General features: G+C 69.8%; 22 protein-coding genes and 1 tRNA gene. 10 read left to right on the forward strand and 13 right to left on the reverse strand.

The window, feature by feature from the left end; all coding sequences use genetic code 11:
• Window positions 1-182 precede the first annotated feature (182 nt).
• From ACWCQS_RS25240 to ACWCQS_RS25250, 3 genes are all read left to right on the forward strand, one after another.
• The gene (locus ACWCQS_RS25240; protein ID WP_451006556.1) at window positions 183-2,003 is read left to right on the forward strand and encodes an outer membrane protein assembly factor BamB family protein; all 1,821 of its coding nucleotides are present in this window, start codon (window positions 183-185) and stop codon (window positions 2,001-2,003) included.
• Between the two features lie 111 nt (window positions 2,004-2,114).
• Window positions 2,115-3,878 carry an outer membrane protein assembly factor BamB family protein gene (locus tag ACWCQS_RS25245; protein WP_451006557.1) on the forward strand — a complete coding sequence of 588 codons (1,764 nt, stop codon included), beginning with the start codon at window positions 2,115-2,117 and terminating at the stop codon, window positions 3,876-3,878.
• A 237-nt stretch (window positions 3,879-4,115) separates the two neighbouring features.
• Window positions 4,116-4,799: a helix-turn-helix transcriptional regulator gene (locus ACWCQS_RS25250; RefSeq protein ID WP_388632115.1), complete on the forward strand. Its 684-nt coding sequence runs from the start codon at window positions 4,116-4,118 to the stop codon at window positions 4,797-4,799.
• 157 nt (window positions 4,800-4,956) lie between these two features.
• Here the strand turns inward: ACWCQS_RS25250 and ACWCQS_RS25255 are convergent, their stop codons facing one another.
• Both ACWCQS_RS25255 and ACWCQS_RS25260 read right to left on the reverse strand, forming a co-directional pair.
• Window positions 4,957-5,292 carry a hypothetical protein gene (locus ACWCQS_RS25255; RefSeq protein WP_450984089.1) on the reverse strand — a complete coding sequence of 112 codons (336 nt, stop codon included), beginning with the start codon at window positions 5,290-5,292 and terminating at the stop codon, window positions 4,957-4,959.
• Between the two features lie 21 nt (window positions 5,293-5,313).
• The gene (locus ACWCQS_RS25260; protein ID WP_451006558.1) at window positions 5,314-7,005 is read right to left on the reverse strand and encodes a sodium:solute symporter family protein; all 1,692 of its coding nucleotides are present in this window, start codon (window positions 7,003-7,005) and stop codon (window positions 5,314-5,316) included.
• A gap of 180 nt (window positions 7,006-7,185) precedes the next feature.
• On the opposite strand from ACWCQS_RS25260, the gene galT reads away from it, so the two are divergent.
• From galT to ACWCQS_RS25280, 4 genes are all read left to right on the forward strand, one after another.
• Window positions 7,186-8,247, forward strand: a complete 1,062-nt coding sequence (galT, locus tag ACWCQS_RS25265) for a galactose-1-phosphate uridylyltransferase (RefSeq protein ID WP_451006559.1) — start codon at window positions 7,186-7,188, stop codon at window positions 8,245-8,247.
• Window positions 8,244-9,206 (forward strand): UDP-glucose 4-epimerase GalE, encoded by a 963-nt coding sequence (gene galE / locus ACWCQS_RS25270; RefSeq protein ID WP_451006560.1) that lies wholly within the window; start codon window positions 8,244-8,246, stop codon window positions 9,204-9,206. The genes galT and galE overlap by 4 nt, the downstream gene beginning before the upstream one ends.
• Window positions 9,206-10,360 carry a galactokinase gene (gene galK / locus ACWCQS_RS25275; RefSeq protein WP_451006561.1) on the forward strand — a complete coding sequence of 385 codons (1,155 nt, stop codon included), beginning with the start codon at window positions 9,206-9,208 and terminating at the stop codon, window positions 10,358-10,360. Before galE ends, galK begins: the two co-directional genes overlap by 1 nt.
• 365 nt (window positions 10,361-10,725) lie before the next feature.
• Window positions 10,726-11,499, forward strand: coding sequence for a LuxR C-terminal-related transcriptional regulator (locus ACWCQS_RS25280; protein ID WP_451006562.1), 774 nt, complete (start codon window positions 10,726-10,728; stop codon window positions 11,497-11,499).
• On the opposite strand, the gene tamR is transcribed toward ACWCQS_RS25280, so the two are convergent.
• Window positions 11,458-11,955 (reverse strand): MarR family transcriptional regulator TamR, encoded by a 498-nt coding sequence (tamR, locus tag ACWCQS_RS25285; protein WP_353599108.1) that lies wholly within the window; start codon window positions 11,953-11,955, stop codon window positions 11,458-11,460. The two genes, ACWCQS_RS25280 and tamR, sit on opposite strands and share 42 nt — an antisense overlap.
• A gap of 87 nt (window positions 11,956-12,042) precedes the next feature.
• On the opposite strand from tamR, the gene ACWCQS_RS25290 reads away from it, so the two are divergent.
• Entirely contained in the window at window positions 12,043-12,855 is an 813-nt protein-coding gene (locus tag ACWCQS_RS25290) for a trans-aconitate 2-methyltransferase (RefSeq protein ID WP_451006563.1), read from the forward strand.
• Window positions 12,856-12,857: 2 nt separating this feature from the next.
• Window positions 12,858-13,217 carry a VOC family protein gene (locus ACWCQS_RS25295; RefSeq protein WP_451006564.1) on the forward strand — a complete coding sequence of 120 codons (360 nt, stop codon included), beginning with the start codon at window positions 12,858-12,860 and terminating at the stop codon, window positions 13,215-13,217.
• Window positions 13,218-13,233: 16 nt separating this feature from the next.
• On the opposite strand, the gene ACWCQS_RS25300 is transcribed toward ACWCQS_RS25295, so the two are convergent.
• Window positions 13,234-13,911 (reverse strand): TetR/AcrR family transcriptional regulator, encoded by a 678-nt coding sequence (locus ACWCQS_RS25300; RefSeq protein WP_067049993.1) that lies wholly within the window; start codon window positions 13,909-13,911, stop codon window positions 13,234-13,236.
• Window positions 13,908-14,915 (reverse strand): acyl-CoA desaturase, encoded by a 1,008-nt coding sequence (locus ACWCQS_RS25305; RefSeq protein WP_451006565.1) that lies wholly within the window; start codon window positions 14,913-14,915, stop codon window positions 13,908-13,910. The genes ACWCQS_RS25300 and ACWCQS_RS25305 overlap by 4 nt, the downstream gene beginning before the upstream one ends.
• 300 nt (window positions 14,916-15,215) lie before the next feature.
• Between ACWCQS_RS25305 and ppc the strand changes: the two genes are divergently transcribed.
• Window positions 15,216-17,948 (forward strand): phosphoenolpyruvate carboxylase, encoded by a 2,733-nt coding sequence (gene ppc, locus ACWCQS_RS25310; RefSeq protein ID WP_451006566.1) that lies wholly within the window; start codon window positions 15,216-15,218, stop codon window positions 17,946-17,948.
• A gap of 69 nt (window positions 17,949-18,017) precedes the next feature.
• Here the strand turns inward: ppc and ACWCQS_RS25315 are convergent, their stop codons facing one another.
• From ACWCQS_RS25315 to ACWCQS_RS25350, 8 genes are all read right to left on the reverse strand, one after another.
• Window positions 18,018-18,716 carry a hypothetical protein gene (locus ACWCQS_RS25315; RefSeq protein WP_451006567.1) on the reverse strand — a complete coding sequence of 233 codons (699 nt, stop codon included), beginning with the start codon at window positions 18,714-18,716 and terminating at the stop codon, window positions 18,018-18,020.
• Window positions 18,717-18,842: 126 nt separating this feature from the next.
• A complete protein-coding gene (locus ACWCQS_RS25320) occupies window positions 18,843-19,358 on the reverse strand; it encodes a hypothetical protein (RefSeq protein WP_451006568.1) in 516 nt (171 codons plus the stop codon).
• A 52-nt stretch (window positions 19,359-19,410) separates the two neighbouring features.
• Complete coding sequence (gene pth, locus ACWCQS_RS25325; protein ID WP_388632081.1) at window positions 19,411-20,016, reverse strand: aminoacyl-tRNA hydrolase; 606 nt, start codon at window positions 20,014-20,016, stop codon at window positions 19,411-19,413.
• Between the two features lie 90 nt (window positions 20,017-20,106).
• On the reverse strand, window positions 20,107-20,703 hold the full coding sequence (locus tag ACWCQS_RS25330) for a 50S ribosomal protein L25/general stress protein Ctc (protein ID WP_451006569.1): 597 nt from the start codon (window positions 20,701-20,703) through the stop codon (window positions 20,107-20,109).
• A gap of 209 nt (window positions 20,704-20,912) precedes the next feature.
• Window positions 20,913-21,893 carry a ribose-phosphate diphosphokinase gene (locus ACWCQS_RS25335; RefSeq protein WP_450984078.1) on the reverse strand — a complete coding sequence of 327 codons (981 nt, stop codon included), beginning with the start codon at window positions 21,891-21,893 and terminating at the stop codon, window positions 20,913-20,915.
• Between the two features lie 154 nt (window positions 21,894-22,047).
• Entirely contained in the window at window positions 22,048-23,496 is a 1,449-nt protein-coding gene (gene glmU / locus ACWCQS_RS25340) for a bifunctional UDP-N-acetylglucosamine diphosphorylase/glucosamine-1-phosphate N-acetyltransferase GlmU (protein ID WP_451006570.1), read from the reverse strand.
• 113 nt (window positions 23,497-23,609) lie between these two features.
• A tRNA-Gln gene (locus tag ACWCQS_RS25345) sits at window positions 23,610-23,683 on the reverse strand.
• A gap of 15 nt (window positions 23,684-23,698) precedes the next feature.
• Window positions 23,699-24,559 (reverse strand): hypothetical protein, encoded by an 861-nt coding sequence (locus tag ACWCQS_RS25350; RefSeq protein WP_451006571.1) that lies wholly within the window; start codon window positions 24,557-24,559, stop codon window positions 23,699-23,701.
• Window positions 24,560-24,604 lie beyond the last annotated feature (45 nt).

Genomic DNA, 24,604 nt, shown 5'->3' on the forward strand with positions numbered 1-24,604 from the left:
GGCGCGTAACGGCGGCATCACGGGCCGGTCGTCCCTTGGGAACAGCGGCGGATCCGGGCCCGTGTGCTGTCGGTACCGGGTGATAGAAAGGGCCGTCTGAGAACCGTCTGAGTAACGACCCAGGGTCCGTCAAGAACCTCAGGGCGTGGCGAAAAATCAGTGAACGAGGGGGAAGAGCGCTGATGACCCAGCCGCCCAACCAGCCGCCGCAGGGTGGATTCGGAGCGCCGCAGGACCAGCCGCCGCAGGGCGGCGGATTCGGCGCCCCGCAGACGCCACCGGCCCCGGGCGGTTTCGGCGCCCCGAGCGCCCCGTACACCCCGGGCGCCCCCCAGGGCGTACCCGGTACGCCCGGCGCACCGGGTGTACCTCCCACGCCCCCGCCGCCCGCCGTACCGCCGCAGCCGCCCCAGCCGGGTTACGGCTACCCCCAGCAGCCGGGACCGTACGGCGCCCCCACCCCACCCGGCACCCCGGGCCCCTACGGCTATCCGCAGCAACCGGGGCCCTACGGGGCGGCGCCCCAGCCCGGGTTCGGGCAGCCGCAGCAGCCGCCGTACCCGGGTGTGCCCGGTGCCGCGCCCGCAGGGCGGCCCGGGGCGAAGACCGCGCTGATCATCGGTGCCGCGGTGGCCGCGCTGCTCCTCATAGGCGGCACGGTGTACGCGGTCACGAGCGGCGGGGACGAGGGCGGCAAGAAGAAGCCGGTCGCGCAGCAGAGCGACGACCCCAAGCCGTCCGCCTCCGGCTCGCCGAACCCGTCGAGCGGCGGCGGTGACGACCCGGAGAACCTCAACGCGGGCCGGAAGACCGGTGAGGCGAAGGTGCTCTGGTACAAGTCGGCGCCGGACGCGCCCGGTTCGGGTGCCGACGCGCCCGGCCTGTGGGTCACCGGCACGACCGTGGTGAAGGCGGCGTACAAGCAGGTCTTCGGCTACGGCGTCGGCGACGGCAGGCCCGCCTGGGCCCCGATCACCCTTCCGCAGAAGATCTGCGCGATCACCCCGCAGAAGTCGGCCGACGACAAGGTCGTCGTGGCCTACGAGAGCGGCACCGGCGACAAGACCGAGTGCAACCAGCTGCAGCAGATCGACCTGAACACCGGCCAGAAGGGCTGGAGCGGCAAGGTCTCCGACGGCGCGCTGTTCGACAACGCGGTCGAGATCAACCTCTCCGTCAGCGGCAGGACGCTGATGGTGGGCCGCGGGGAGTCGGGCACGGCGTACGACATCGACAACGGCAAGAAGCTGTACGACAAGGGGAAGTACGGCGGGTCCTGCTATCCGAGCGCGTACGCGGGCGGCGCCGGCCGGCTGATCCAGGCGTCCGGCTGCGCCGCGTACGCCCCCAACGAGCACGACGAGATCCAGGAACTGGACCCGGCCACCGGCAGGGTCAAGTGGAGCCTGCCGGTCAAGAAGGGCTGGCAGGTGACCAAGGTGTACTCCCTGGACCCGCTCGTGGTGTACCTGACCAACCCGGACAAGAAGGCCTGGAACATCTCCACGTTCACCAAGGACGGCAAGATCCGCTCCCAGGTGGCGGTCGACGAGAAGTTCGCCCCCCGATGCGGTTTCCTCAACCGGGATCTGCAGGGCTGTCAGGGTGTCGTGGTCGACGCCGACACGCTGTACCTGCCGACGGACACCACGAGCAGCGCCAACGAGATCGTCGCCATCAGCCTCGTCACCGGCAAGGCGAAGTGGCGGGTCAAGTCCCCGGCCGCCGAGCCGATGTACCCGCTGAAGGCGGAGGGCGGCAAGCTCGTCGCCTATGTGCAGCCGTCGTACGACACGGGCGGCCAGGTGGTGTCGATCCCGACCACCGGCTCCTCCCACAGCACGACCAGGCTGCTGCAGAACCCGCAGGGCACCGCCGAGATCGAGGACACCTTCTTCGAGTCCGTCGTGGACTGGGCCGACGGGCGGTTCTTCATCTCCAACGGCCGGCTGTCCGGCGGCGACCAGGCGAAGGAGAAGCTGATCATGGCTTTCGGCAACTGAGCCGCCGTGCCGGGTTCTCCCGGTCCCGGCCCGCCAGTTCCGGCTTCTGCGCCGCCTCCACCGAATCCCTTCGCCGTCCGGCCGCTCCGGCCTCACCGAGGTACCCGTCCCATGACCCAGCCGCCCCCTCCGCCGCCCAACCAGCCCCCACAGCAGCCAGGTTTCGGCCCCCCGAGCCCCAACCAGCCGCCACAACAGCCTCCGCAGCCTCCGCAGCCGCAGCCCGGCTACGGCTACCCGCAGGCGGCGTCCGCCCCGCAGCCGCCGCAGCCCGGTTACGGCTACCCCGGCGGGCAGCAGAACCCTTACGGCCAGCAGCCCCCGGCCTACGGGCAGCCGCCCGCCGCTCCCTACGGGGCCCAGCCGCAGAACCCGTACGCGCAGCCGGGTTACGGCTATCCGGGCCGGCCGCCGGCCCCGATGCCGCCGCAGCCCGTGCAGGGCGGCGGCGGGCGGAACAACACGGTGCTGTTCATCGTCGTCGCGGCAGTCGTCGCGATCGCGCTGATCGTCGGCGGCGGCATCTGGTACGCCAACTCCGGCGGCGACGGCAAGCAGCACGGCACCGCCTCGTCGAGCGGCGGCACGGGCGGCAGGAACGGCAGCGGCGGGACCACGGGCGGCGGCAAGGAGAAGGTGCCGGCCGATCCCGCGGCCAAGGTGCTGTTCCAGGTCCCGCTGCCCACCACGGACGACGTGGTGAGCACCGTGGGCGCATGGCTGACCGACAAGGTGTACGCCAAGAGCGGCGTCGCCGAGATCGTCGGCTACGACCCGGTCAAGGGCACCAAGCTGTGGACGATCAAGCTGCCCGGCCCGGTCTGCGCGGCCAGCAAGCAGGTCACGTCCGACGGCAGGACCGCGATCACCTACGAGCCCAGGACGGACACGAAGAACAGCTTCGCCGGATGCACCCAGATCGCCGCCCTCGATCTCGACGCCGGTAAAAAGCTGTGGACGCAGACGGTCAAGTCCGGTGACTACCCGATCAATTACCAGAATGTGACGGTCGGTCAACGCACCGTCGCGGTCGGCGACACCAGCGGAGGTGCCGCCTTCGACATCGACTCCGGCAAGCCGCTGTGGCTGCCGAAGCCGGGCGACGACTGCTACGACGCGGGGTACGGCGGCGGCGCCAAGCTGGTCGCGGTGCGCAGCTGCGGAGGGTCCGACAACGCCCAGGTGCACATCCAGACCCTCGACCCGAAGACGGGGAAGGTGATCTCGGAGTACAAGATGGACCCGGGCCTCGGCGAAGCCTCCGTCGTCTCCACCGACCCGCTGGTGGTGGCGGCCGCCGCGGGCGACAGCACCGCGATCACGGACTACTTCTCCATCGACGGCAAGACGGGCAGGCTGCTCGCGCACATCTCCGCGCCGTCCAGCACCTACGCCGGCAAGTGCGAGGGCATCACCCGCGTCGAGGACTGCCACGGGATCGTCGTCGGCAACGGCAAGCTGTATCTGCCGACCGCGGAGCACGACGGCTCCTCCGGCCTCAGCCAGACCAACTCGATCGTCGCCTTCGACCTGACCACCGGAAAGCCGACGGGCCAGCGCGCCGATGCCGGCGACGACACCACGCTCTTCCCGCTGCGCATGGACGGGAGCAATCTGCTCGCCTACAAGCTGCCGACGTACCAGAAGGGCGGTCAGATCGTCAGCATCGACGGCGGCAGCTTCAAGGTGACCAAGCTGCTGGAGAACCCCGCCGTGAAGAGCGTGCGGGAGGCGGAGAGCAACATCCTGCCCGACAGCGGGGAGCTCCTCTTCCGTGACGGCCGCCTGTACATGGCGCAGGTCTTCGCCCGCCGGAAGGGCGAATCGTCGATCGGCGAGGAGGACCTGGTGCTGGCGTTCGGCACGGGCGGCTGACGCCGTACGACCCGCCGCGCGGCCACCGCGGCGGTCTCGCCCGAATGGGTGACTTACCGAGAAGTGCCCCGGATTTCATCGATCCGGGGCACTTCTCATGAATAGGGGCAGCGCTCCGTCGAACAAGCGTGTAGCTTCCGGGGGCATGAAGGACGAGGAGCCGGGGGGCCCTCTGTCCGTGCGGACCGGTGGGCGTCCATAGTGGGGCATCCATGGGGGGGACTGGGGGGTTGCTCTATGGGAGTGCGGCTCATGGTCGTCGACGACCATCGCCTGCTCGCGGAGGCGCTCGCGTCGGCGCTCAAGCTGCGCGGGCACCGGGTGCTCGCCGCGGCGGCGCCGGCGGCGGGCGCGGCGGACCTGGTGATCGCGCGGGCGCCGGAGGTGTGCCTGCTGGGTACGGCGGCGCCGGCCGAACCGGGTGTCTTCGACCCGGTGGTGAAGGTCAAGCGGGAGCGGCCGCAGGTGGCGGTGGTGGTGCTCGGCCCGGTGCCGTCGCCGCGGGGGATCGCGGCGGCGTTCGCGGCGGGGGCGTCGGGGTACGTGCGGCACGACGAGCGGATCGAGGGCGTCGAGCGGGCGATCATGAAGGCGCGGGCCGGGGAGGCGGCGGTGGCTCCCCAGTTGCTGCAGGGGGCGTTCGGGGAGCTGCTCAACCCCGCGGCGCAGCCTGACGACGAGGCTCAGCGGCTGCTGTCGATGCTGACGCCGCGGGAGGTGGAGGTGCTGGTGCGGGTGGCCGACGGGGAGGACACCCGGCTGATCGCGGCGGGGATGGGCATCGCGCCGAGCACGGCCCGCACCCATGTCCAGCGGGTGCTGATGAAGCTGGGCGTCGGGTCGCGGTTGGAAGCGGCGGCACTGGCCGCGCGAACGGGGCTGCTGGACCGGGCGGGACCGTTGGGTTCCGGTACCGAGTAGGCGCCCGGCACTGGTGCCGACCGGGGGGTGCGCCCCGCAGGGGCGCGGGGCTGTATCGACATGCGGCTCCGCCGCGTGGGCGCGATCAGCCACGACGAACCCGAAGTCGGGGGACGGTCCGCACCCCCCTGTGGCGGCACCGTCCCCCAGCCGACGGTCACTCCTTCGGCGAGCCCTGTGGAGGAAGCGGCCGAGGCGCCGCAGGCCTGAGCTTCAGCCAGGCCAGGAAGAAGATGCCCAGCAGGAGCATGCCGATCCCGGTCCACAGGTTGATGTTGACGCCCTGGGCCTTGTCGATGGCGGCCTGCGAGTCGGTGATGCCGGTGATCGTGACGATGACGCCGTACAGCACGAACAGGCCGCCGATGATGCGGCGCAGGTCGAAGATGCGGGCGGCCGTCGCGGACTTGCCCTCCAGCTCGGTGACTTCCCGCGCCACCTCGTCCTCGGTGTAGTGGTGGCGACGGTCGGGGTGCTCGGAGTGTTCGGACATGGTTTCCTCGATCCTCCCGCGTCAGAACGAGAACGGGACGTAGCAGACGGCGGCGAGCACGACCGCGCCCCAGCCCAGCAGGGCCGGCCGGCGGTACCAGGCCTCGTCGCCCGGTGCGGGCGGTTCGGACATGCCGGGGGAGCGAGTGCCGTAGACCAGGCCCTGCAGCTCCTGCGCCGGCTTCGGACTGGTGAACAGGGACACCGCGACCATCACGATCGCGCCGGCGACGAAGCCCGCGATCGCGGAGACGAAGTTGGCGCCCTGGTCGGAGGGGATGGAGATGATCCCCTTCTTGTAGAAGACGAAGTAGTTGATCATCGCGGTCACGGTGCCCGCGAGCAGGCCCCAGAAGCCGGCCTTGGCGGACGCCCGCTTCCAGAACATGCCGACGATGAACACGACGAACATCGGCACGTTGAAGAAGGAGAACAGCGTCTGCAGGTAGCTCATGATGTTCGAGAACGAGGACGCCAGGAACGCCGTGCCGATGGAGGCGAGGACGCCGATCACGGTGATCAGGCGGCCGAACCCGACGTAGTAGGCGTCCTCACGGCCGCGCACCACGTACTTCGCCCAGATGTCGTTGGTGAACACGGTGTTGAAGGACGACACGTTGGCCGCCATGCCGGCCATGAACGCGGCGAGCAGACCGGTCACGGCGATGCCGAGCACGCCGTTGGGCAGCAGTTCCTGCATCAGGTACGGAATGGCGTCGTTGTACTGCAGGCCCGAGCCGGAGGTGCCGATCTTCGGCACGAGCGCGGCGGCGACCAGGCCCGGGATCATCACCAGGAAGACGATGAAGATCTTCGGATAGGCGGCGATCAGCGGGGTCCGCTGCCCCGCGGAGAGGTTCTTCGCGGACAGGGCGCGCTGCACCTCGGCGAAGTTGGTCGTCCAGTAGCCGAAGGAGAGGACGAAGCCGAGGCCGAGGACGATGGTCAGCCAGTTCGCGCCGAGCGGGTTGACATGGCCGATGCCGGTGCCGCCCCAGGCGGTGGTGAAGTTCGCGCCGTGCGTCGCGGTGAGCTTGTGGGTCAGCCCGCTCCAGCCGCCGGCCTTCTTCAGGCCGAGGACGGTGATCGGGATGAGGGCGGCCAGGATCACGAAGAACTGCAGGACCTCGTTGTAGATCGCCGAGGACAGGCCGCCGAGGGTGATGTACGCGAGCACGAACGCGCCGGCGACCACGATCGCTACCCACTGCGGCCAGCCGAGCAGGGCCTCGACGACGATCGCGAGGGCGTACAGGTTGACCCCCGCGATCAGGATCGCGGCGAACGCGAACAGGATCGAACTGAGCAGGTGGGCGGCCCGGTCGAAGCGCAGCAGCAGGAACTCGGGGACCGAGCGGACCTTGCTGCCGTAGTAGAACGGCATCATCACCAGGCCCAGGAAGACCATCGCCGGGATGGCGCCGATCCAGTACCAGTGCACGGTGTACGCGCCGTACTGGGCGCTGTTCGCGGCCATGCCCAGGATCTCGGTGGCCGCCAGGTTCGCCGAGATGAAGGCGAGGCCGGTGATCCAGGCGGGCAGCGAGCGTCCGGAGAGGAAGAAGTCCAGGCTGGTCTTCACCGAGCGGCGGGCCGCGAAGCCGATGCCGAGCACGACGACGAAGTAGATCGCCAGGATCGTGTAGTCCAGCCAGTTCGTGGGGAGCCGTAGCGCCGCCGCCATATACAGGGGGCTGTCTGTGGGGGTTTGCATGAGTACTCGCTTCGTTGCGCGAACTGATCCAGAGCGGAACCTACGCCTCCGCGTTCAGAAATTGAACACTTCTGTTGGTGTTCTTTGTTTGATTGTGATCGTCCTGACCGTTGTCGAGTTGTGGTCTGTTATGTTTGATTGTGTTGAGTGATTGGGTGCGGGACGTAGAGGAGTCCGGCGTTGAAGAAGACCTCGACACGGCTGGCCGACGGTCGTGAGCTCATCTACTACGACCTGCGGGACGACACCGTGCGGGACGCCGTCGACCGCCGCCCGCTGGAGCGGACCCATACGACGTCCGAGATCCGCCGCGACGTGCTGCTCGGCGACGCCGTCGCCGTCGCCTCCCACCGGCAGAGCCGCACCTACCACCCGCCGGCGAACGAGTGCCCCCTGTGCCCCACGCGGGGCGACCGGCTCAGCGAGATCCCCGACTCGTCGTACGACGTCGTCGTCTTCGAGAACCGCTTCCCCTCCCTCGCCGGCGACTCCGGCCGCTGCGAGGTCGTCTGCTTCACCTCCGATCACGACGCCTCCTTCGCCGGCCTGAGCGTCGAACAGGCCCGGCTGGTGCTGGACGCGTGGACGGACCGGACGTCGGAGCTGTCGCATCTGCCCTCCGTCGAGCAGGTGTTCTGTTTCGAGAACCGCGGTGCCGAGATCGGCGTGACCCTCCAGCACCCGCACGGACAGATCTACGCCTACCCCTTCACCACCCCGCGCACCGCGCTGATGCTCCGCTCGCTCGCCGCGCACAAGGAGGCGACCGGCGGCGAGAACCTCTTCGACACCGTCCTGGAGCGGGAGCTCGCCGAGGAGCGGGTGGTCCTCGAGGGTGAACACTGGGTGGCCTTCGTGCCTTACGCGGCGCACTGGCCGTACGAGGTACACCTGTACCCCAAGCGCCGCGTGCCCGATCTGCTCGCCCTCGACGAGGCGGCGCGCACAGAATTCCCCCAGGTCTATCTGGAACTCTTGGGGCGCTTCGACCGTATCTTCGGCGAGGGGGAACCTCCGACGCCCTACATCGCGGCCTGGCACCAGGCCCCGTTCGGCGCGCTGGAGGAGTTCGAGGGGGTCACGCGGGACGACTTCGCGCTCCACCTCGAGCTTTTCACCATCCGCCGCACTTCCGGCAAGCTGAAGTTTCTCGCGGGTTCCGAGTCCGGCATGAGCGTGTTCATCAACGACGTGCCGCCGGAGCGCGCGGCCGAGCGACTGCGAGAGGTAGCGAGTTCATGAAGTACCTGGTGACGGGTGGCGCGGGTTACGTCGGCAGTGTCGTGGCCCAGCATCTGCTGGAGGCCGGCCACGAGGTCACCGTCCTCGACAACCTCTCCACCGGCTTCCGCGAGGGCGTCCCGGCCGGGGCGGCCTTCGTCGAGGGCGACATCCGCGACGCCGCCAAGTGGCTCGACCCCTCCTACGACGGCGTGCTGCACTTCGCCGCGTCCTCGCAGGTCGGCGAGTCCGTGGTGAAGCCGGAGAAGTACTGGGACAACAACGTCGCGGGCTCCATGGCGCTGCTCGGCGCGATGCGCGAGGCGGGCGTGCGCAAGCTCGTCTTCTCCTCCACGGCGGCCACCTACGGCGAGCCGGAGCAGGTCCCGATCGTGGAGACCGCGCCGACCAGGCCGACCAACCCCTACGGCGCCTCCAAGCTGGCCGTCGACCACATGATCACCAGCGAGGCCGGCGCCCACGGCCTGGCGGCGGTCTCCCTGCGCTACTTCAACGTGGCCGGCGCCTACGGCGCGCACGGCGAGCGCCATGACCCCGAGTCCCACCTGATCCCGCTGGTCCTCCAGGTCGCCCAGGGCCGCCGCGACGCGATCTCCGTCTACGGCGACGACTACCCGACCCCGGACGGCACCTGCGTCCGCGACTACATCCACGTCGCGGACCTGGCCGAGGCCCACCTGCTGGCCCTGGCGGCCGCGCAGCCGGGCGAGCACCTGATCTGCAACCTCGGCAACGGCGAGGGCTTCTCCGTCCGCGAGGTCATCGAGACGGTCCGGCAGGTCACCGGCCGCCCGATCCGCGAGATCGTGGCCCCGCGCCGCGGCGGCGACCCGGCCGTCCTGGTCGCCTCGGCGGCCACGGCGCGCGAGAAGCTGGGCTGGAACCCGACCCGCGCGGATCTCGCGGGCATCGTCGCGGACGCGTGGGAGTTCACGCAGAGCATCACGAAGGAGCACTAGTGGGGGCACAGCAGGTCGCGGAGCGCTTCGCCGAGCTGTACGGCGCCGCACCGGAGGGCGTGTGGGCGGCACCCGGCCGCGTCAACCTCATCGGCGAGCACACCGACTACAACGACGGCTTCGTGATGCCGTTCGCGCTGCCGCACCGGGCGATCGCGGCGGTCTCCCGCCGCACCGACGGCATCCTGCGCCTGCACTCGGCGGACGTCGAGGGCGGCGTCAGGGAGCTGCGGCTGGACGCCCTGGCCCCGCAGAGCGACGACGACTGGACGGCGTACCCGGCGGGCGTGGTCTGGGCGCTGCGCGAGGCGGGCCACGGTGTGACCGGCGCGGACGTCCACCTGTCCTCGACGGTCCCGACCGGCGCCGGCCTGTCCTCCTCGGCGGCCCTGGAGGTGGTGATCGCGCTCGCGCTGCGCGACCTCTTCGACCTGGGCCTACCGGGCTGGAAGCTGGCCCGGCTGTGCCAGCGCGCCGAGAACGTCTACGTCGGCGCGCCGACCGGCATCATGGACCAGACCGCGTCGGCCTGCTGCGAGCAGGGCCATGCGCTCTTCCTGGACACCCGCGACCTGTCCCAGCAGCAGATCCCCTTCGACCTCGCGGCCGAGGGCCTGCGCCTGCTGGTCGTGGACACCCGGGTCAAGCACGCCCACAGCGGCGGCGAGTACGGCAAGCGGCGGGCCGGCTGCGAGAAGGGCGCGGCCCTGCTCGGCGTCGACGCCCTGCGGGACGTCCCCTACGCCGAGCTGGACGCGGCGCTCGCCCGCCTGGGCGACGAGGAGGAGGTCGTCCGCCTGGTCCGCCATGTGGTGACGGAGGACCACCGGGTCGAGCGGGTCGTCGGCCTGCTCCGCGCCGGTGAGACCCGCGCGATCGGCCCGGTCCTCACCGAGGGCCACGCCTCCCTGCGCGACGACTTCCGCATCTCCTGCCCGGAGCTGGACCTGGTCGTCGACACGGCCCTGGCGAACGGCGCGCTCGGCGCCCGCATGACCGGCGGCGGCTTCGGCGGCTCGGCGATCGTCCTGGCGGAGGCCACGGACGTCGACACCCTCACCAAGGCGATCGAAGAAGCCTTCGCAGCGGCGGGCTCCACGGCCCCCCGGGTCTTCGAGGCAGTGCCGTCGGCGGGGGCGCGGCGGGAGGTCTGAACTCCACCGCCCCGGGTGCAGCGGCACCGGGTGTCAGCGATGATCCCGGTGCCGTGAGGGAAGCAGATCGCGTCGGGGTTTGTCGACTTCCGTCTCGATACGAAACTTGCGGCACACCATAAACGCGCTGGACGGCCAGTTCTGCAAATCTCCTTCCGCTGCGTGCTCCCATCCGTACTCTGTGGAACAGCACCGGTGGGGGCCGGTGCTGATCAGGGGGCGAGACAGGCGGGTACGGCGCCCGCGGTGGGGGTAGCAGTTTCCGCGACGGCGGCGGCCGCGCGGCGTGCGTCCTTTCCGTAGGTGTCCGTACCCGCGCGGGTTGTCGTTCTCCAGTGGACCAGGCCCGGTCCGGGAGGGGTTTCGTGGTTCGTATCCGAGTCCTGGTCGTCGACGACCACCGTATCTTCGCCGAGTCGCTCGCCGCCGCCCTGGCCGCCGAGCCGGACGTCGAGGTCTCCGCCGCCGGCAGCGGCCCCGCCGCGCTGCGCTGTCTGGAGCGGGCGGCCGGCGAGGGCCGCCGCTTCGATGTGCTGCTGGTCGACGCCGACCTGGGTGGCCATGTGCCCGGCAGCCGTCCGGCGGTTCCCGTGCCCGTGCAGGAGGGCAACGAGGAGGGCCTGGTCGACGGGCTCTCGCTGGTCGCCGGGGTCCGCGCCGCCCAGCCCGCCGTGCGGATCGTGGTGCTCGCCGAGAAGGACGATTCCCGGCGGGCGGCGCTCGCGCTGCAGGCCGGTGCCTCGGGATGGGTCGCCAAGGACTGCTCGCTGTCCCGGCTGCTGACGGTGATCCGGGGTGTGCTGCGCGACGAGACCCATCTGCCGCCCGCCCTGCTCACCGGTGTGCTCAGGGAGCTCACGGCCGCCCGGCGGCACCGCACCGAGAGCGAGCGGCTGGTGGAGTCCCTCACCCCGCGCGAGCGGGAGGTGCTGCGCTGCATGGTCGCGGGCCTCGGCCGCAAGGCCGTCGCCGAGCGGCTGTTCCTCTCTCCGCACACCGTGCGCACCCATATGCAGAACGTCCTCGGCAAGCTGGGTGTCCACTCGACGCTGGCCGCCGTCGCCCTCGCCCGCCGGGCGGGGGTCGGACCGGCCGAGCTAACCGGGGATGTTGTCGAACGGGGCGGTCAACTGGCGTAGCAGACCGGCCAGTTCGGCGCGCTGGGCGCGGGACAGCTCGGCGAGGATCGCCCGCTCCTGCTCCAGCAGGCCGGCCAGCGCCTGGTCGGCGCGGTCCCGGCCGGTCCCGGTCAGCCGGACCAGCACGCCCCGCCGGTCGCTCGGGTCGGGCAGCCGCTCCACGAGGCCCTTCTTGGCCAGCCGGTCGATGCGGTTGGTCATCGTGCCCGAGGTGACCAGAGTCTGCGTCAGCAGCTGACCGGGGGAGAGCTGGTACGGCGTGCCCGCGCGCCGGAGCGCGGTCAGCACGTCGAACTCCCACGGCTCCAGCTGATGCTCGGCGAAGGCGAGCCGGCGCGCACGGTCCAAGTGCCGGGCGAGTCGGCTCACCCGGCTGAGCACTTCCAGCGGCTCCACGTCGAGGTCCGGACGTTCCCGGCGCCACGCTGCGACCAGCCGATCGACCTCGTCCTCCATGGAGATCAGTGTAGTGGTTGTGTCGACATGAAGTCTCTTGATGTCGAGTCTCTTGACGTCGAGATAAGTCGGGGGGACAGTGGTGGTATGACGACACCGATCTGGGACCCCGGGCAGTATCTGCGGCACGCCGGTCACCGGGCCCGTCCCTTCGCCGACCTCCTCGCCCGCGTCCCCGCGCTCCCCACACCGGCGCCCCGCATCGCCGACCTCGGCTGCGGCCCGGGCAACGTCACCGCGCTGCTCACCGAACGCTGGCCCGCCGCCCACGTCACCGGCTACGACAACTCGCCCGAGATGCTCGACCGGGCCCACACCGAGCACGAAGGCCCCACCGCAGGCGGCGGACGGCTGGACTTCGCCCTGGCCGACGTACGCACCTGGGTGCCCGGGGAGCCGTACGACCTGATCGTCTCCAACGCGACCCTCCAGTGGGTGCCGGACCACGCCGACCGCTTCGCCCAGTGGACCGCCGGCCTCAGGCCCGGTGGCACCTTCGCCTTCCAGGTGCCCGACAACATCGACGCCCCGCTGCACGCCCTGATGCGCGAACTCGCCGGCACCCCCCGCTGGAAGTCCCGGCTCGCCGACGTCCTGCGCCGCACCGACTCCGTGCACACCCCCGGCGCCTATCTGGACCGCCTCGCCCGCCTGGGCTGTGCGACCGACGTGTGGCAGACGACGTACTTCCACCTCCTGCAGGGCGAGGATCCGGTCCTGGACTGGGTGAAGGGCACCGGCCTCAGGCCCGCGCTGACCGCGCTCGCCGACGACCCCGAGGCACGCGACGCGTTCCTGGCGGAGTACCGGGACCTGCTGCGGCAGGCCTACCCCAGCGCGCCGTACGGCACGGTCCTGCCCTTCCGCCGGCTGTTCGCCGTCGCCGTGAAGGGGGCCTGAGCATGCTCGTCGCGGTCGACCATGTGCAGCTGGCGGCCCCGCCCGGGTCGGAGGACGCGCTGCGGGCGTACTACGTCGACGTCCTGGGGATGACGGAGATCCCGAAGCCACCGGTGCTCGCGGCGCGCGGCGGCTGCTGGTTCCAGGCCGGTGGCGTGCAGCTCCACCTGGGCATCGAGGACGGCTTCCGACCGGCGAAGAAAGCGCACCCCGGGCTGCGGGTGACGCAGATCGAGGCGTACGCCGCCCGGCTCACCGCCAAGGGCGCCCAGGTGACCTGGGACGACAACCTCCCCGGCCACCTGCGCTTCTACTCGCAGGACCCCGTCGGCAACCGGCTGGAGTTCCTCCAGCCCCGATGACCGCGGGGCCCCTGGACTACGCCTTGCGGTGTCCGATCAGCCGCGGCTTCTGCTCCAGCCCGTCCAGCCCGTGCCACGCCAGGTTCACCAGGTGCGCGGCGACCTCCGCCTTCTTCGGGCGGCGTACGTCCAGCCACCACTGGCCGGTCAGGGCGACCATGCCGACCAGCGCCTGCGCGTACAGCGGGGCCAGCTTCGGGTCGAAGCCGCGGGACTTGAACTCGCGGCCCAGGATGTCCTCCACCTGGGTGGCGATGTCGGAGATGAGGGAGGCGAAGGAGCCCGTGGACTGGGGGATGGGGGAGTCACGGACCAGGATGCGGAAGCCGTCCGTGTACTCCTCGATGTAGTCCAGCAGAGCGAACGCGGCCTGCTCGCACAGCTCACGCGGATGGCCTGCGGTCAGGGAGCTGGTCACCATGTCCAGCAGGCGGCGCATCTCGCGGTCCACCACCACCGCGTACAGGCCCTCCTTGCCCCCGAAGTGCTCGTACACCACCGGCTTGGACACCCCGGCCTTCGCCGCGATCTCCTCCACCGAGGTGCCCTCGAAACCCTTCGCGGCGAAGAGGGTACGACCGATCTCCAGCAGCTGCTGGCGGCGCTCCGCACCGGTCATACGGGTCCGGCGGGTCCGCCGCGGTTTGTCGTTGCTGGAGGTGCTGCTGGAGTCGGTCGCCACGGCGTCAATCATGCCGCCTTCGCGGTCTCCGTCCGGCGCCGGGAGCCGCCCTGGTCGGTGTTCCGGCGCGAATCGATACGCGAGCGTGACGGCCAGCGCACGTCGTACGCCCAGCCCAGCAGCTCGAAGATGCGGATGAACCGGGCCGAGGAGTCGATCTGGCCGCGCATCACACCGTGCCGCGCCGAGGTCGGGTCGGCATGGTGCAGGTTGTGCCAGGACTCACCGCACGACAGCACCGCCAGCCACCACACATTCCCCGAACGGTCCCGCGACTTGAACGGCCGCTTGCCCACCGCGTGACAGATCGAATTGATCGACCACGTCACATGGTGCAGCAACGCCACCCGTACGAGTGAACCCCAGAAGAACGCGGTGAACGCACCCCACCAGGACATCGTCACCAGACCGCCGATCAGCGGCGGCAGGAGCAGGGAGACGCCCGTCCAGTACACGAACTGCCGGGAGATCGCCCTTATCGCCGGGTCCTTGATCAGATCCGGTGCGTACTTGTCCTGCGGGGTCTGCTCCTCGTCGAACATCCAGCCGATGTGAGCCCACCACAGGCCCTTCATCAGCGCCGGAACCGTCTCGCCGAACCGCCACGGAGAGTGCGGGTCGCCCTCCGCGTCGGAGAACTTGTGGTGCTTGCGGTGATCGGCCACCCAGCGCACCAGGGGGCCCTCGACCGCCAGCGAACCCATGATCGCCAGCGCGATCCTCAGCGGCCGCTTGGCCTTGAACGAACCGTGGGTGAAATACCGGTGGAAACCGATCGTGATGCCGTGACACCCCAGGAAGTAGAAGAACACCAGCAGGCCCAGATCGAGCCAGCTCACCCCCCAGCCCCAGGCCAGCGGCACGGCCGCCACGAGCGCCAGGAACGGCACGGTGATGAACAGAAGCAGCGTGATCTGCTCGATCGAACGCTTCTGCTCGCCGCCCAGCGTGGCGGACGTGATCGCACTGTCGTCGGCCTTACGGGCTTCGTCGATCACATCGGAACTTGAGGTCATGCGCGTCCCCTGTGGGGTCGAGGGTCGAGACAGATGCCGGGCCGCCGGAACCGCACGGAAGGCGACGGCACTTCCTACGGTTCCGTAACCTACGGCGTCGTAAGTATGGCAGCGTGTCGAGCGGCGGCAAGAGCCCCGGAGCCTGCGCGTCCCCATCGACACCTATCCTTGAACTCGGTCGGACAGCGCGGTCCGCTGAAGTTTCCTTCCCGGACGCTCCGGCCCCTATGCGGCGCCCGCCGCGCGGCAGCCGGCCGGGTTCCCTCCCAGAGAGCTTCCACACTGCAAGGAGCCGCACCTGTGAGCAGTGCCGACGACCAGACCACCACGACCAGCAGCGAGCTGCGCGCCGACATCCGCCGGCTGGGTGATCTCCTGGGCGAGACCCTCGTACGGCAGGAAGGCCCCGAGCTCCTCGACCTGGTCGAGAAGGTCCGCCGCCTCACCCGCGAGGACGGCGAGGCCGCCGCCGAACTGCTGCGCGGCATCGAACTGGAGACCGCCGCCAAGCTGGTGCGCGCCTTCTCCACCTACTTCCACCTCGCCAACGTCACCGAACAGGTGCACCGCGGCCGCGAACTGCGCGCCCGGCGCGCCGCCGAGGGCGGCCTCCTCGCCCGCACCGCCGACCGGCTCAAGGACGCCGACCCGGCACACCTGAAGCAGACCGTCCAGAACCTGAACGTTCGCCCGGTGTTCACCGCACACCCCACCGAGGCCGCGCGCCGCTCGGTGCTGAACAAGCTCCGGCGCATCGCCGCGCTCCTGGAGACCCCCGTCCAGGGCTCCGATCGCCGCCGCCACGACGTCCGCCTCGCCGAGAACATCGACCTCGTCTGGCAGACCGACGAACTGCGCGTCGTCCGCCCCGAGCCCGCCGACGAGGCCCGCAACGCCATCTACTACCTCGACGAACTGCACGCCGAGGCCGTCGGCGACGTCCTGGAGGACCTCACGGCCGAACTGGAGCGGGTCGGCGTCAAGCTGCCCGACGACACCCGCCCCCTCACCTTCGGCACCTGGATCGGCGGCGACCGCGACGGCAACCCCAACGTCACCCCCCAGGTCACCTGGGACGTCCTCATCCTCCAGCACGAGCACGGCATCAACGACGCCCTGGAGATGATCGACGAGCTGCGCGGACTGCTCTCCAACTCCATCCGCTACACCGGCGCCACCGAAGAACTCCTGGAGTCCCTCACCCAGGACCTGGAGGTGCTCCCCGAGATCAGCCCCCGCTACAAGCGCCTCAACGCCGAGGAGCCCTACCGGCTCAAGGCCACCTGCATCCGGCAGAAGCTGGAGAACACCAAGCAGCGCCTCGCCAGGGGCATCCCGCACGAGGCGGGCCGCGACTACCTCGGCACCAGCGAACTGCTGAAGGACCTCAGGATCATCCAGGCCTCGCTGCGCGAGCACCGCGGCGGCCTGCTCGCCGACGGCCGCCTGGCCCGCACCATCCGCACCCTCGCCGCCTTCGGCCTCCAGCTCGCCACCATGGACGTCCGCGAACACGCCGACGCCCACCACCACGCCCTCGGCCAGCTCTTCGACCGCCTCGGCGAGGAGTCCTGGCGGTACGCCGACATGCCCCGCGAGTACCGCGCCAAGCTCCTCGCCAAGGAACTGCGCTCCCGCCGCCCGCTCGCCCCCACCCCGGCCCCCGTCGACGCCGCCGGTCAGAAGACCCTCGGCGTCTTCGAGACCGTCAAGAAGGCCCTGGAGGTCTTCGGCCCCGAGGTCGTCGAGTCCTACATCATCTCCATGTGCCAGGGCGCCGACGACGTCTTCGCCGCCGCCGTCCTCGCCCGCGAGGCCGGGCTTATGGACCTCCACGCCGGCTGGGCGAAGATCGGCATCGTCCCCCTGCTGGAGACCACCGACGAACTGCGCGCCGCCGACACCATCCTGGAGGACATGCTCTCCGACCCGTCCTACCGGCGGCTGGTCGCGCTGCGCGGCGACGTCCAGGAGGTCATGCTCGGCTACTCCGACTCCTCCAAGTTCGGCGGCATCACCACCAGCCAGTGGGAGATCCACCGCGCCCAGCGGCGGCTGCGCGACGTCGCCCACCGCTACGGGGTCCGGCTGAGGTTGTTCCACGGCCGCGGCGGCACCGTCGGCCGCGGCGGCGGCCCCTCCCACGACGCCATCCTCGCCCAGCCCTGGGGCACCCTGGAGGGCGAGATCAAGGTCACCGAGCAGGGCGAGGTCATCTCCGACAAGTACCTGATCCCCTCCCTCGCCCGGGAGAACCTGGAACTGACCGTCGCCGCCACTCTGCAGGCCTCCGCCCTGCACACCGCCCCCCGCCAGTCCGACGAGGCCCTCGCCCGCTGGGACGCCGCCATGGACGTCGTCTCCGACGCCGCCCACGCCGCCTACCGCCGCCTGGTCGAGGACCCCGACCTCCCCGCCTACTTCTTCGCCTCCACCCCGGTCGACCAGCTCGCCGAACTCCACCTCGGCTCCCGCCCCTCCCGGCGCCCCGACTCCGGCGCCGGCCTCGACGGCCTGCGCGCCATCCCCTGGGTGTTCGGCTGGACCCAGTCCCGGCAGATCGTCCCCGGCTGGTTCGGCGTCGGCTCGGGACTGAAGGCCCTGCGCGAGGCGGGCCTGGACACCGTCCTCGACGAGATGCACCAGCAGTGGCACTTCTTCCAGAACTTCGTCTCCAACGTCGAGATGACCCTGGCCAAGACCGACCTCAGGATCGCCCAGCACTACGTCGACACCCTCGTCCCCGACGACCTCAAGCACGTCTTCGACACCATCAGGGCCGAACACGAACTGACCGTCCGCGAGGTCCTGCGGATCACCGGCGAACAGGAACTGCTGGACGCCCAGCCCGTCCTCAAGCAGACCTTCACCATCCGCGACGCCTACCTGGACCCCATCTCCTACCTCCAGGTCACCCTGCTCAAGCGCCAGCGCGACGCGGCGGCCGCGGGCACCGAGCCCGACCCGCTGCTCTCCCGCGCCCTGCTCCTCACCGTCAACGGCGTGGCGGCAGGCCTGCGCAACACCGGCTGACCCGCCGCCGGAACAGACGGTGCCCCCGAGGTCGTACGACCCCGGGGGCACCGCCCTTTCCGGCACCGGTCAGCCACGCGCCTTCCGGCGCCGCACCACCAGACAGCCGCCCGCAGTGACCAGCAGGGCCGCGGCACCCGACAGCGCACCCACCGGAACGCCGTTGCCCGTCTCGGCGAGACCGCCACCACCCTGCGCGGACGGCGAGGAGGACACAGCGGGAACGGGCGACGACGAGGACGCCGAACCAGGGGCCGACGAGGACGGCGACGCGGACGCGGACGAGGACGGCGCGGGGGACGCACTCGACGTCGCACCGGACGACGGACCCGGCGACGGCGTACCGCCAGCGCCGCCGGAGCCCTGGCAGTCGGTCCAGAACACCTTGTGCTTGGCCGACCCGTTCTCGCCCACGAAGTTCCAGAACAGCTTGTAGTGCCCGTCGGGCAGCGTCATGTCCGCCGTCCGGCCATGGCCGTCACCGTCCAGGGACAGCGCACCCGACTTCACCGTCGCGCCCTTCGCCCCACCGGTCGGGGCCCACACCTCGATACGCCAGTCGACCTGCTGGCCGCCGTCGAAGTGGAAGGCGTCCAGGTAGAACGAGCACACGTGCGGCTGATTGCGCTCGTCGTACTCGCCCGTCGAGGACTTGTGGATCTTCACATCGCCGTTGTCACCGGGCGGAGCGGCGTGCGCCGCGGGCGCGAGGAACAGCGCCGCCGACAGACCGGCGGACACCGCGCCGGCACGAATGAGGGTACGCATGGGACTGGTCCATCTTCGAGTGGCCTACGGGGAAGACGTGGAGGGGGCGACCCAGCTTCCGACTCCCGCTGACCCAGGGTCAATCACGAAGACACAACGCCTGCCCGGCACCACCGGCGCACGGAATCACGAACCCGCGGACACCGCCAGAAAAGCCCCCGTCAGCAAAGCCACCCCGCACCCCGCCAGCACCCACGCCACCCGCGTCCGCCGCAACCCGCCCGCCACCACCACCGAGGCCAGCAGAAACGCCCCGCCCAACGGCACCCAGGCATACAGCATCCCCGCCGGACCCGAGCGCACCGCGTCCGCCGTACCCGGCTTCAACACCACGTCGTACGTCCGCCCCTTGCGCACCGCGACCGACTCCGCGATCTCCACACGCGCGCGTGCCCGCGCCCCCGCCGACGTCGGCGAAAAAGGACCGCTGCAGATGTCGCCCGCACAGGAGGTCACCCGCACCGTGCCCTGCTCCCGCCCCCTGGACAGCATCACGTGCTGCGCGGTCCCCCAGGAACCCCACACCCCGGCGAACAGGATCAACGCGGCGAGCGCGCCCGTCGCCGCGACCCGCCCCCACCGCAACGCGGTCACGGAGGCCTGGCGAGCAGTGCTGGCTGTGGCAGGCATGGCCGGGATCATTGGCCATACCCGCACGAGCGGTCAACCTCGGTGTCCGCCGTACCAGCACATGTCAGGAGTTGTACGCGCTCTGCGCCCGCTCCAGCCCCTCGATCACCAGACACTCCACCGCATCCGCCGCACGGTCCACGAAGTAGTCCAGCTCCTTGCGCTCCGCCGACGAGAAGTCCTTCAGCACGAAGTCCGCCACCTGCATACGACCCGGAGGCCGGCCGATCCCGAACCGCACCCGGTGATAGTCCGAACCCATCGCCTTCGTCATCGACTTCAGACCGTTGTGCCCGTTGTCCCCACCGCCCAGCTTCAGCCGCAGCGTGCCGTAGTCGATGTCCAGCTCGTCATGCACGGCCACGATGTTCGCCACGGGCACCTTGTAGAAGTCCCTCAGCGCGTTCACCGGACCACCGGACAGATTCATGTACGACATCGGCTTCGCCAGGATCACCCGCCGGCTGCCCGGCCCCGCCGGACCGATCCGCCCCTCCAGCACCTGCGCCTGCGCCTTGCCCGCCCGCTTGAACTTCCCCCCGATCCGCCCCGCGAGCAGGTCCGCCACCATGAAACCGACGTTGTGCCGGTTCATGGCGTACTCCGGCCCGGGATTCCCGAGCCCGACGATCAGCCAGGGGTCACTGCTGGCGGGGGTGGTCACGTCCATCTCTCCTCGATACGCGCCAGCCGCCGCTCCCCGCGAGGGAGAGCAGCGGCTGAACGAATGATGACGACGTCAGAGGCTGACGCCGGCGGATCAGGCCTCGGCCTGCTCCTCGCCCGCCTCGGCGGCCTCGCCCTCGATCTCCTCGGCCTGGGCCTGCAGCACCTGCAGAACGACCGCGTCCTCCTCGACGGCCAGGGTCACACCGCTCGGCAGGGTGATGTCCTTGGCGAGCACGGAGTCACCGGCCGCCAGACCCTCGACGGAGACCGTGACGGCCTCGGGGATGTGCGTCGCCTCGGCCTCGACCGGCAGCGTGTTCAGGACGTGCTCCAGCAGGTTGCCACCCGGGGCCAGCTCGCCCTCGGTGTGCACCGGGATCTCGACCGTGACCTTCTCGCCACGCTTGACCAGCAGCAGGTCGACGTGCTCCAGGAAGCCCTTCAGCGGGTCACGCTGCACGGCCTTCGGAATCGCCAGCTCGTTGGTCTTGCCGTCGATGTCCAGGGAGATCAGGACGTTCGGCGTACGCAGCGCCAGCAGCAGGTCGTGACCCGGCAGGGTCAGGTGCAGCGGCTCGGTGCCGTGGCCGTAGAGAACAACCGGAACCTTGCTGTCACGGCGGATGCGGCGCGCGGCACCCTTGCCGAACTCGGTACGGGTCTCGGCGGTGAGCTTCACCTCGGACATGATGATCACTCCTCGTAGGAACTGGGAACGGACGTGGTCACCCGGCCACGAACGGCCTGCTACGAAGAGCGCGTCGATAACGGACCGCCGAACCCCGTCAGAAACGGAGAACGGCCTCCCTCGCCGAGCAACTGCAGCAGTCTACTCGGACCAGGAGGCCGCACCCAAAAGGATCTTCGGCTACCTCACACAGCGGGGCTGCAGAAACCTCACTGCTCGTCGAAGAGGCTCGTCACCGAACCGTCCTCGAACACCTCACGCACCGCACTCGCGATCGTCGGAGCGATCGACAGCACCGTGATCTTGTCCAGATCCCGGCCCAGCTCCGCCGGCGTCGGCAGCGTGTTCGTGAACACGAACTCACTCACCCGCGAGTTCTTCAGCCGGTCCGCGGCCGGACCCGACAGCACACCGTGCGTGGCGGTGACGATGACATCCTCCGCACCATGCGCGAACAGCGCATCGGCGGCGGCACAGATCGTCCCACCCGTGTCGATCATGTCATCGACGAGAACACACACACGCCCCTTGACCTCACCCACGACCTCGTGGACGGTCACCTGGTTCGCCACATCCTTGTCCCGCCGCTTGTGCACGATGGCCAAAGGCGCACCCAGCCGGTCACACCACCGGTCCGCCACCCGCACACGCCCCGCATCCGGCGACACCACCGTCAGCTTGTCCCGGTCCACCTTCTCGCCCACATAGTCGGCAAGCAGCGGCAGCGCGAACAGATGATCCACCGGCCCGTCGAAGAAACCCTGGATCTGATCCGTGTGCAGATCCACGGTCAGAATCCGGTCCGCCCCCGCCGTCTTCATCAGATCCGCGATCAGACGCGCCGAAATAGGTTCACGGCCCCGGTGCTTCTTGTCCTGCCGCGCGTAACCGTAGAACGGCACAATCACCGTGATGGAGCGAGCCGACGCACGCTTCAGCGCGTCGATCATGATCAACTGCTCCATGATCCACTGATTGATCGGAGCCGTATGGCTCTGGATCACAAAGCAGTCCGCACCACGCGCCGACTCCTGATAACGGACGTAGATCTCACCGTTCGCGAAGTCGAAGGCCTTCGTCGGGACAACCCCGACACCCAACTGCTGGGCGACCTCCTCGGCAAGCTCGGGGTGGGCGCGGCCGGAGAAGAACATCAACTTCTTCTCGCCGGTCGTCTTGATCCCGGTCACAGCACAGTCTCCTCAGAGGTTGTCTCAGCCAGCCGGCTGCTACTGCGACCTCCCGTCTGGGCATGAGAGGCCGAACCAGCTGGTAGGGGTGCGGGTGCACGCGTGCGGATGTGCACTTATCACGGTACGCCGTGTTTGACGTACCCGTTTCCGCTCAGTCCTCGCTCTCACCCCTCCGGGACGCAGTCTCGGCCGCCTTCGCAGCCGCGCTCCCCGGACGCTTCCGAGCCACCCAACCCTCGATATTCCGCTGCTGACCACGGGCCACGGCCAGCGAACCGGGCGGCACATCCTTCGTGATCACAGACCCGGCGGCGGTGTAGGCACCGTCCCCGACCGTGACAGGAGCCACAAACATGTTGTCCGCCCCCGTCCTGCAATGCGACCCGACGGTCGTGTGGTGCTTGCTCTCACCGTCGTAGTTCACGAACACACTCGCCGCGCCGATGTTCGTGTACTCACCGATCGTCGCGTCACCCACATACGACAGATGCGGCACCTTCGTGCCCTCACCGATCGAGGCGTTCTTCGTCTCGACGTACGTCCCGATCTTGCCCTTGGCACCGAGCCGCGTCCCGGGCCGCAGATACGCGTAAGGCCCCACAGACGCCTCCGGCCCGACCACGGCCCCGTCGGACACCGTGTTGTCCACCCGCGCCCCGGCACCCACCTGCGTGTCCTTCAGCCGGCTGTTCGGACCGACCTCGGCACCCTCACCGAGGCGCGTGGAACCGATGAGCTGCGTGTTCGGATGAACGACGACATCCCGCTCGAACGAGACGGTCACATCGACCCAGGTGGAAGCAGGGTCGACGACGGTGACCCCGTCCAGCATCGCCGCCGTCAGCAGCCGGTCGTTGAGAATCCGGCGCGCCTCGGCCAGCTGCACCCGGTTGTTGATGCCCGCGATCTCCCGGTGATCCCCGGCCACGGAGGCACCGACGCGGTGTCCGGCCTCCCGCAGGATCCCGAGCACGTCGGTGAGGTACTCCTCACCCTGGCTGTTGTCCGTCCGCACCTTCTTCAGCGCGTCCGTCAGCAGCTGACCGTCGAAGGCGAACACCCCGCTGTTGATCTCCCGGATCGACCGCTGGACGTCGGTCGCGTCCTTGTGCTCCACGATCGCGGTCACGGCACCCGTCGCCTCGTCGCGGATGATCCGGCCGTACCCGGTGGCGTCCGGAACCTCGGCGGTCAGCACGGTCACCGCGTTGCCGTCGGTGACGTGCGTCTCGGCGAGCTGCTTGAGCGTGTCGGCGGTGAGGAGCGGCGTGTCCCCGCAGACGACCACGACGGTCCCGTCGACGGCCCCGCCCAGCTCCTCCAGGCCCATCCGTACGGCGTGCCCGGTCCCGTTCTGCTCCGCCTGTACGGCGGTTCTGGTGTCCGGGTCGATCGCGGCGAGGTGAGCGCTGACCTGCTCACGGGCGTGGCCCACGACCACGACCAGATTCTCCGGATCCAACTCTCGGGCGGCGGCCAGCACATGGCCCACGAGGGACCGGCCACAGATCTCGTGCAGGACCTTCGGTGTGGCCGACTTCATACGGGTGCCCTCACCCGCTGCGAGAACGACTACGGCTGCCGGGCGGATGGCGCTCACGGGGTTGCCCTTCGGCTGTGGGTGAGTGGGAGTGACAGCCGCAGGATACCGGGGTGCTGCTTGGGGGAGGTGAGAGCGGGCCCTGACGGGGAGGTCAGGGCCCGGGAGTGCAGCTCCGCCGCTAGGACTCGAACCTAGACCGAAACACCTCCAAAGGGTGCCGTGCTGCCAATTACACTACGGCGGATCACTGCATCAGACCTTACCTGAGACGGGCCTGCGCGTCGGCAGCTATCCCAGTCCACCAACCCTCAATGCGCTGATACAAGTCGGCTCCCTGCAGGAGCTTGATTACGAGGCACCCCCGGTAGTCGTCGCCCGTGTTCCTGCGCACGGTCTTAGGGTTGTGCTTCTTGAGGGTCGCTCTGAGGAAGACAGCGACGCCCACAGCAGCCAGGTCCGCCCAGTAGCGCTCGGCTGCGTCGATGTCGGCCGTCTCATGGATCATGACGCGGAACCGCATGCGGTCCTTCTTCACTCCGAGCAGATCGAGCCACGCGAGGTAGAGCGCGATGACGTCGGGGTCGCTGTTGACGAAAGTCACGCACTCTCGCCGAGCGTACGGTTTGCTCTTTGATCCCTCTGCCCAGTAGAGGGCGACGCCCGCAAGGAACAACTCGCGATCCGTCAGCGCGCCAATCTCTGCTCGCGCTGCCTCCTTGCGTTGCTTGCGCTCCTCCTCGCGGATCTGCAGCTTTGCCTCCCAGCCCCTCCGGGCGATGGCCGCCGCTTCTTCGTAGGTGCGCTTGCGCTCCGGCCTCGGCAAATCCCGCACCCACAGCGAGATCGAACTCTTGGAGCACCCCAGCTCCACCTGGATCTGGTCGTAGGTCCACCCCTGGAGTCGTAGCTCCCGCGCCCTCTCCCGCAGGTCGTCCTTCGCGTTCGGGCGCTTCGTCCATTCCGGCGGCGGCTCGCCCTCCAGGAGGCGGTTGAGGATGTCGTTGTTGTCGACGTGCAGCCGGTCGCGGATCTGTCGTCGGCTGAGCCCTGCCCGCCGCAGGGCCACCGCCCGCTCCCGCAGGCTCTCGAAGTCGGCGTACCTGCCAGGTGAATGTGCCATGGGCATACCGTCCGGCCGGAATGATCCGTTCCGGGGTCGAACAGG

It is taken from the genome of Streptomyces sp. NPDC002076 (assembly GCF_053593835.1).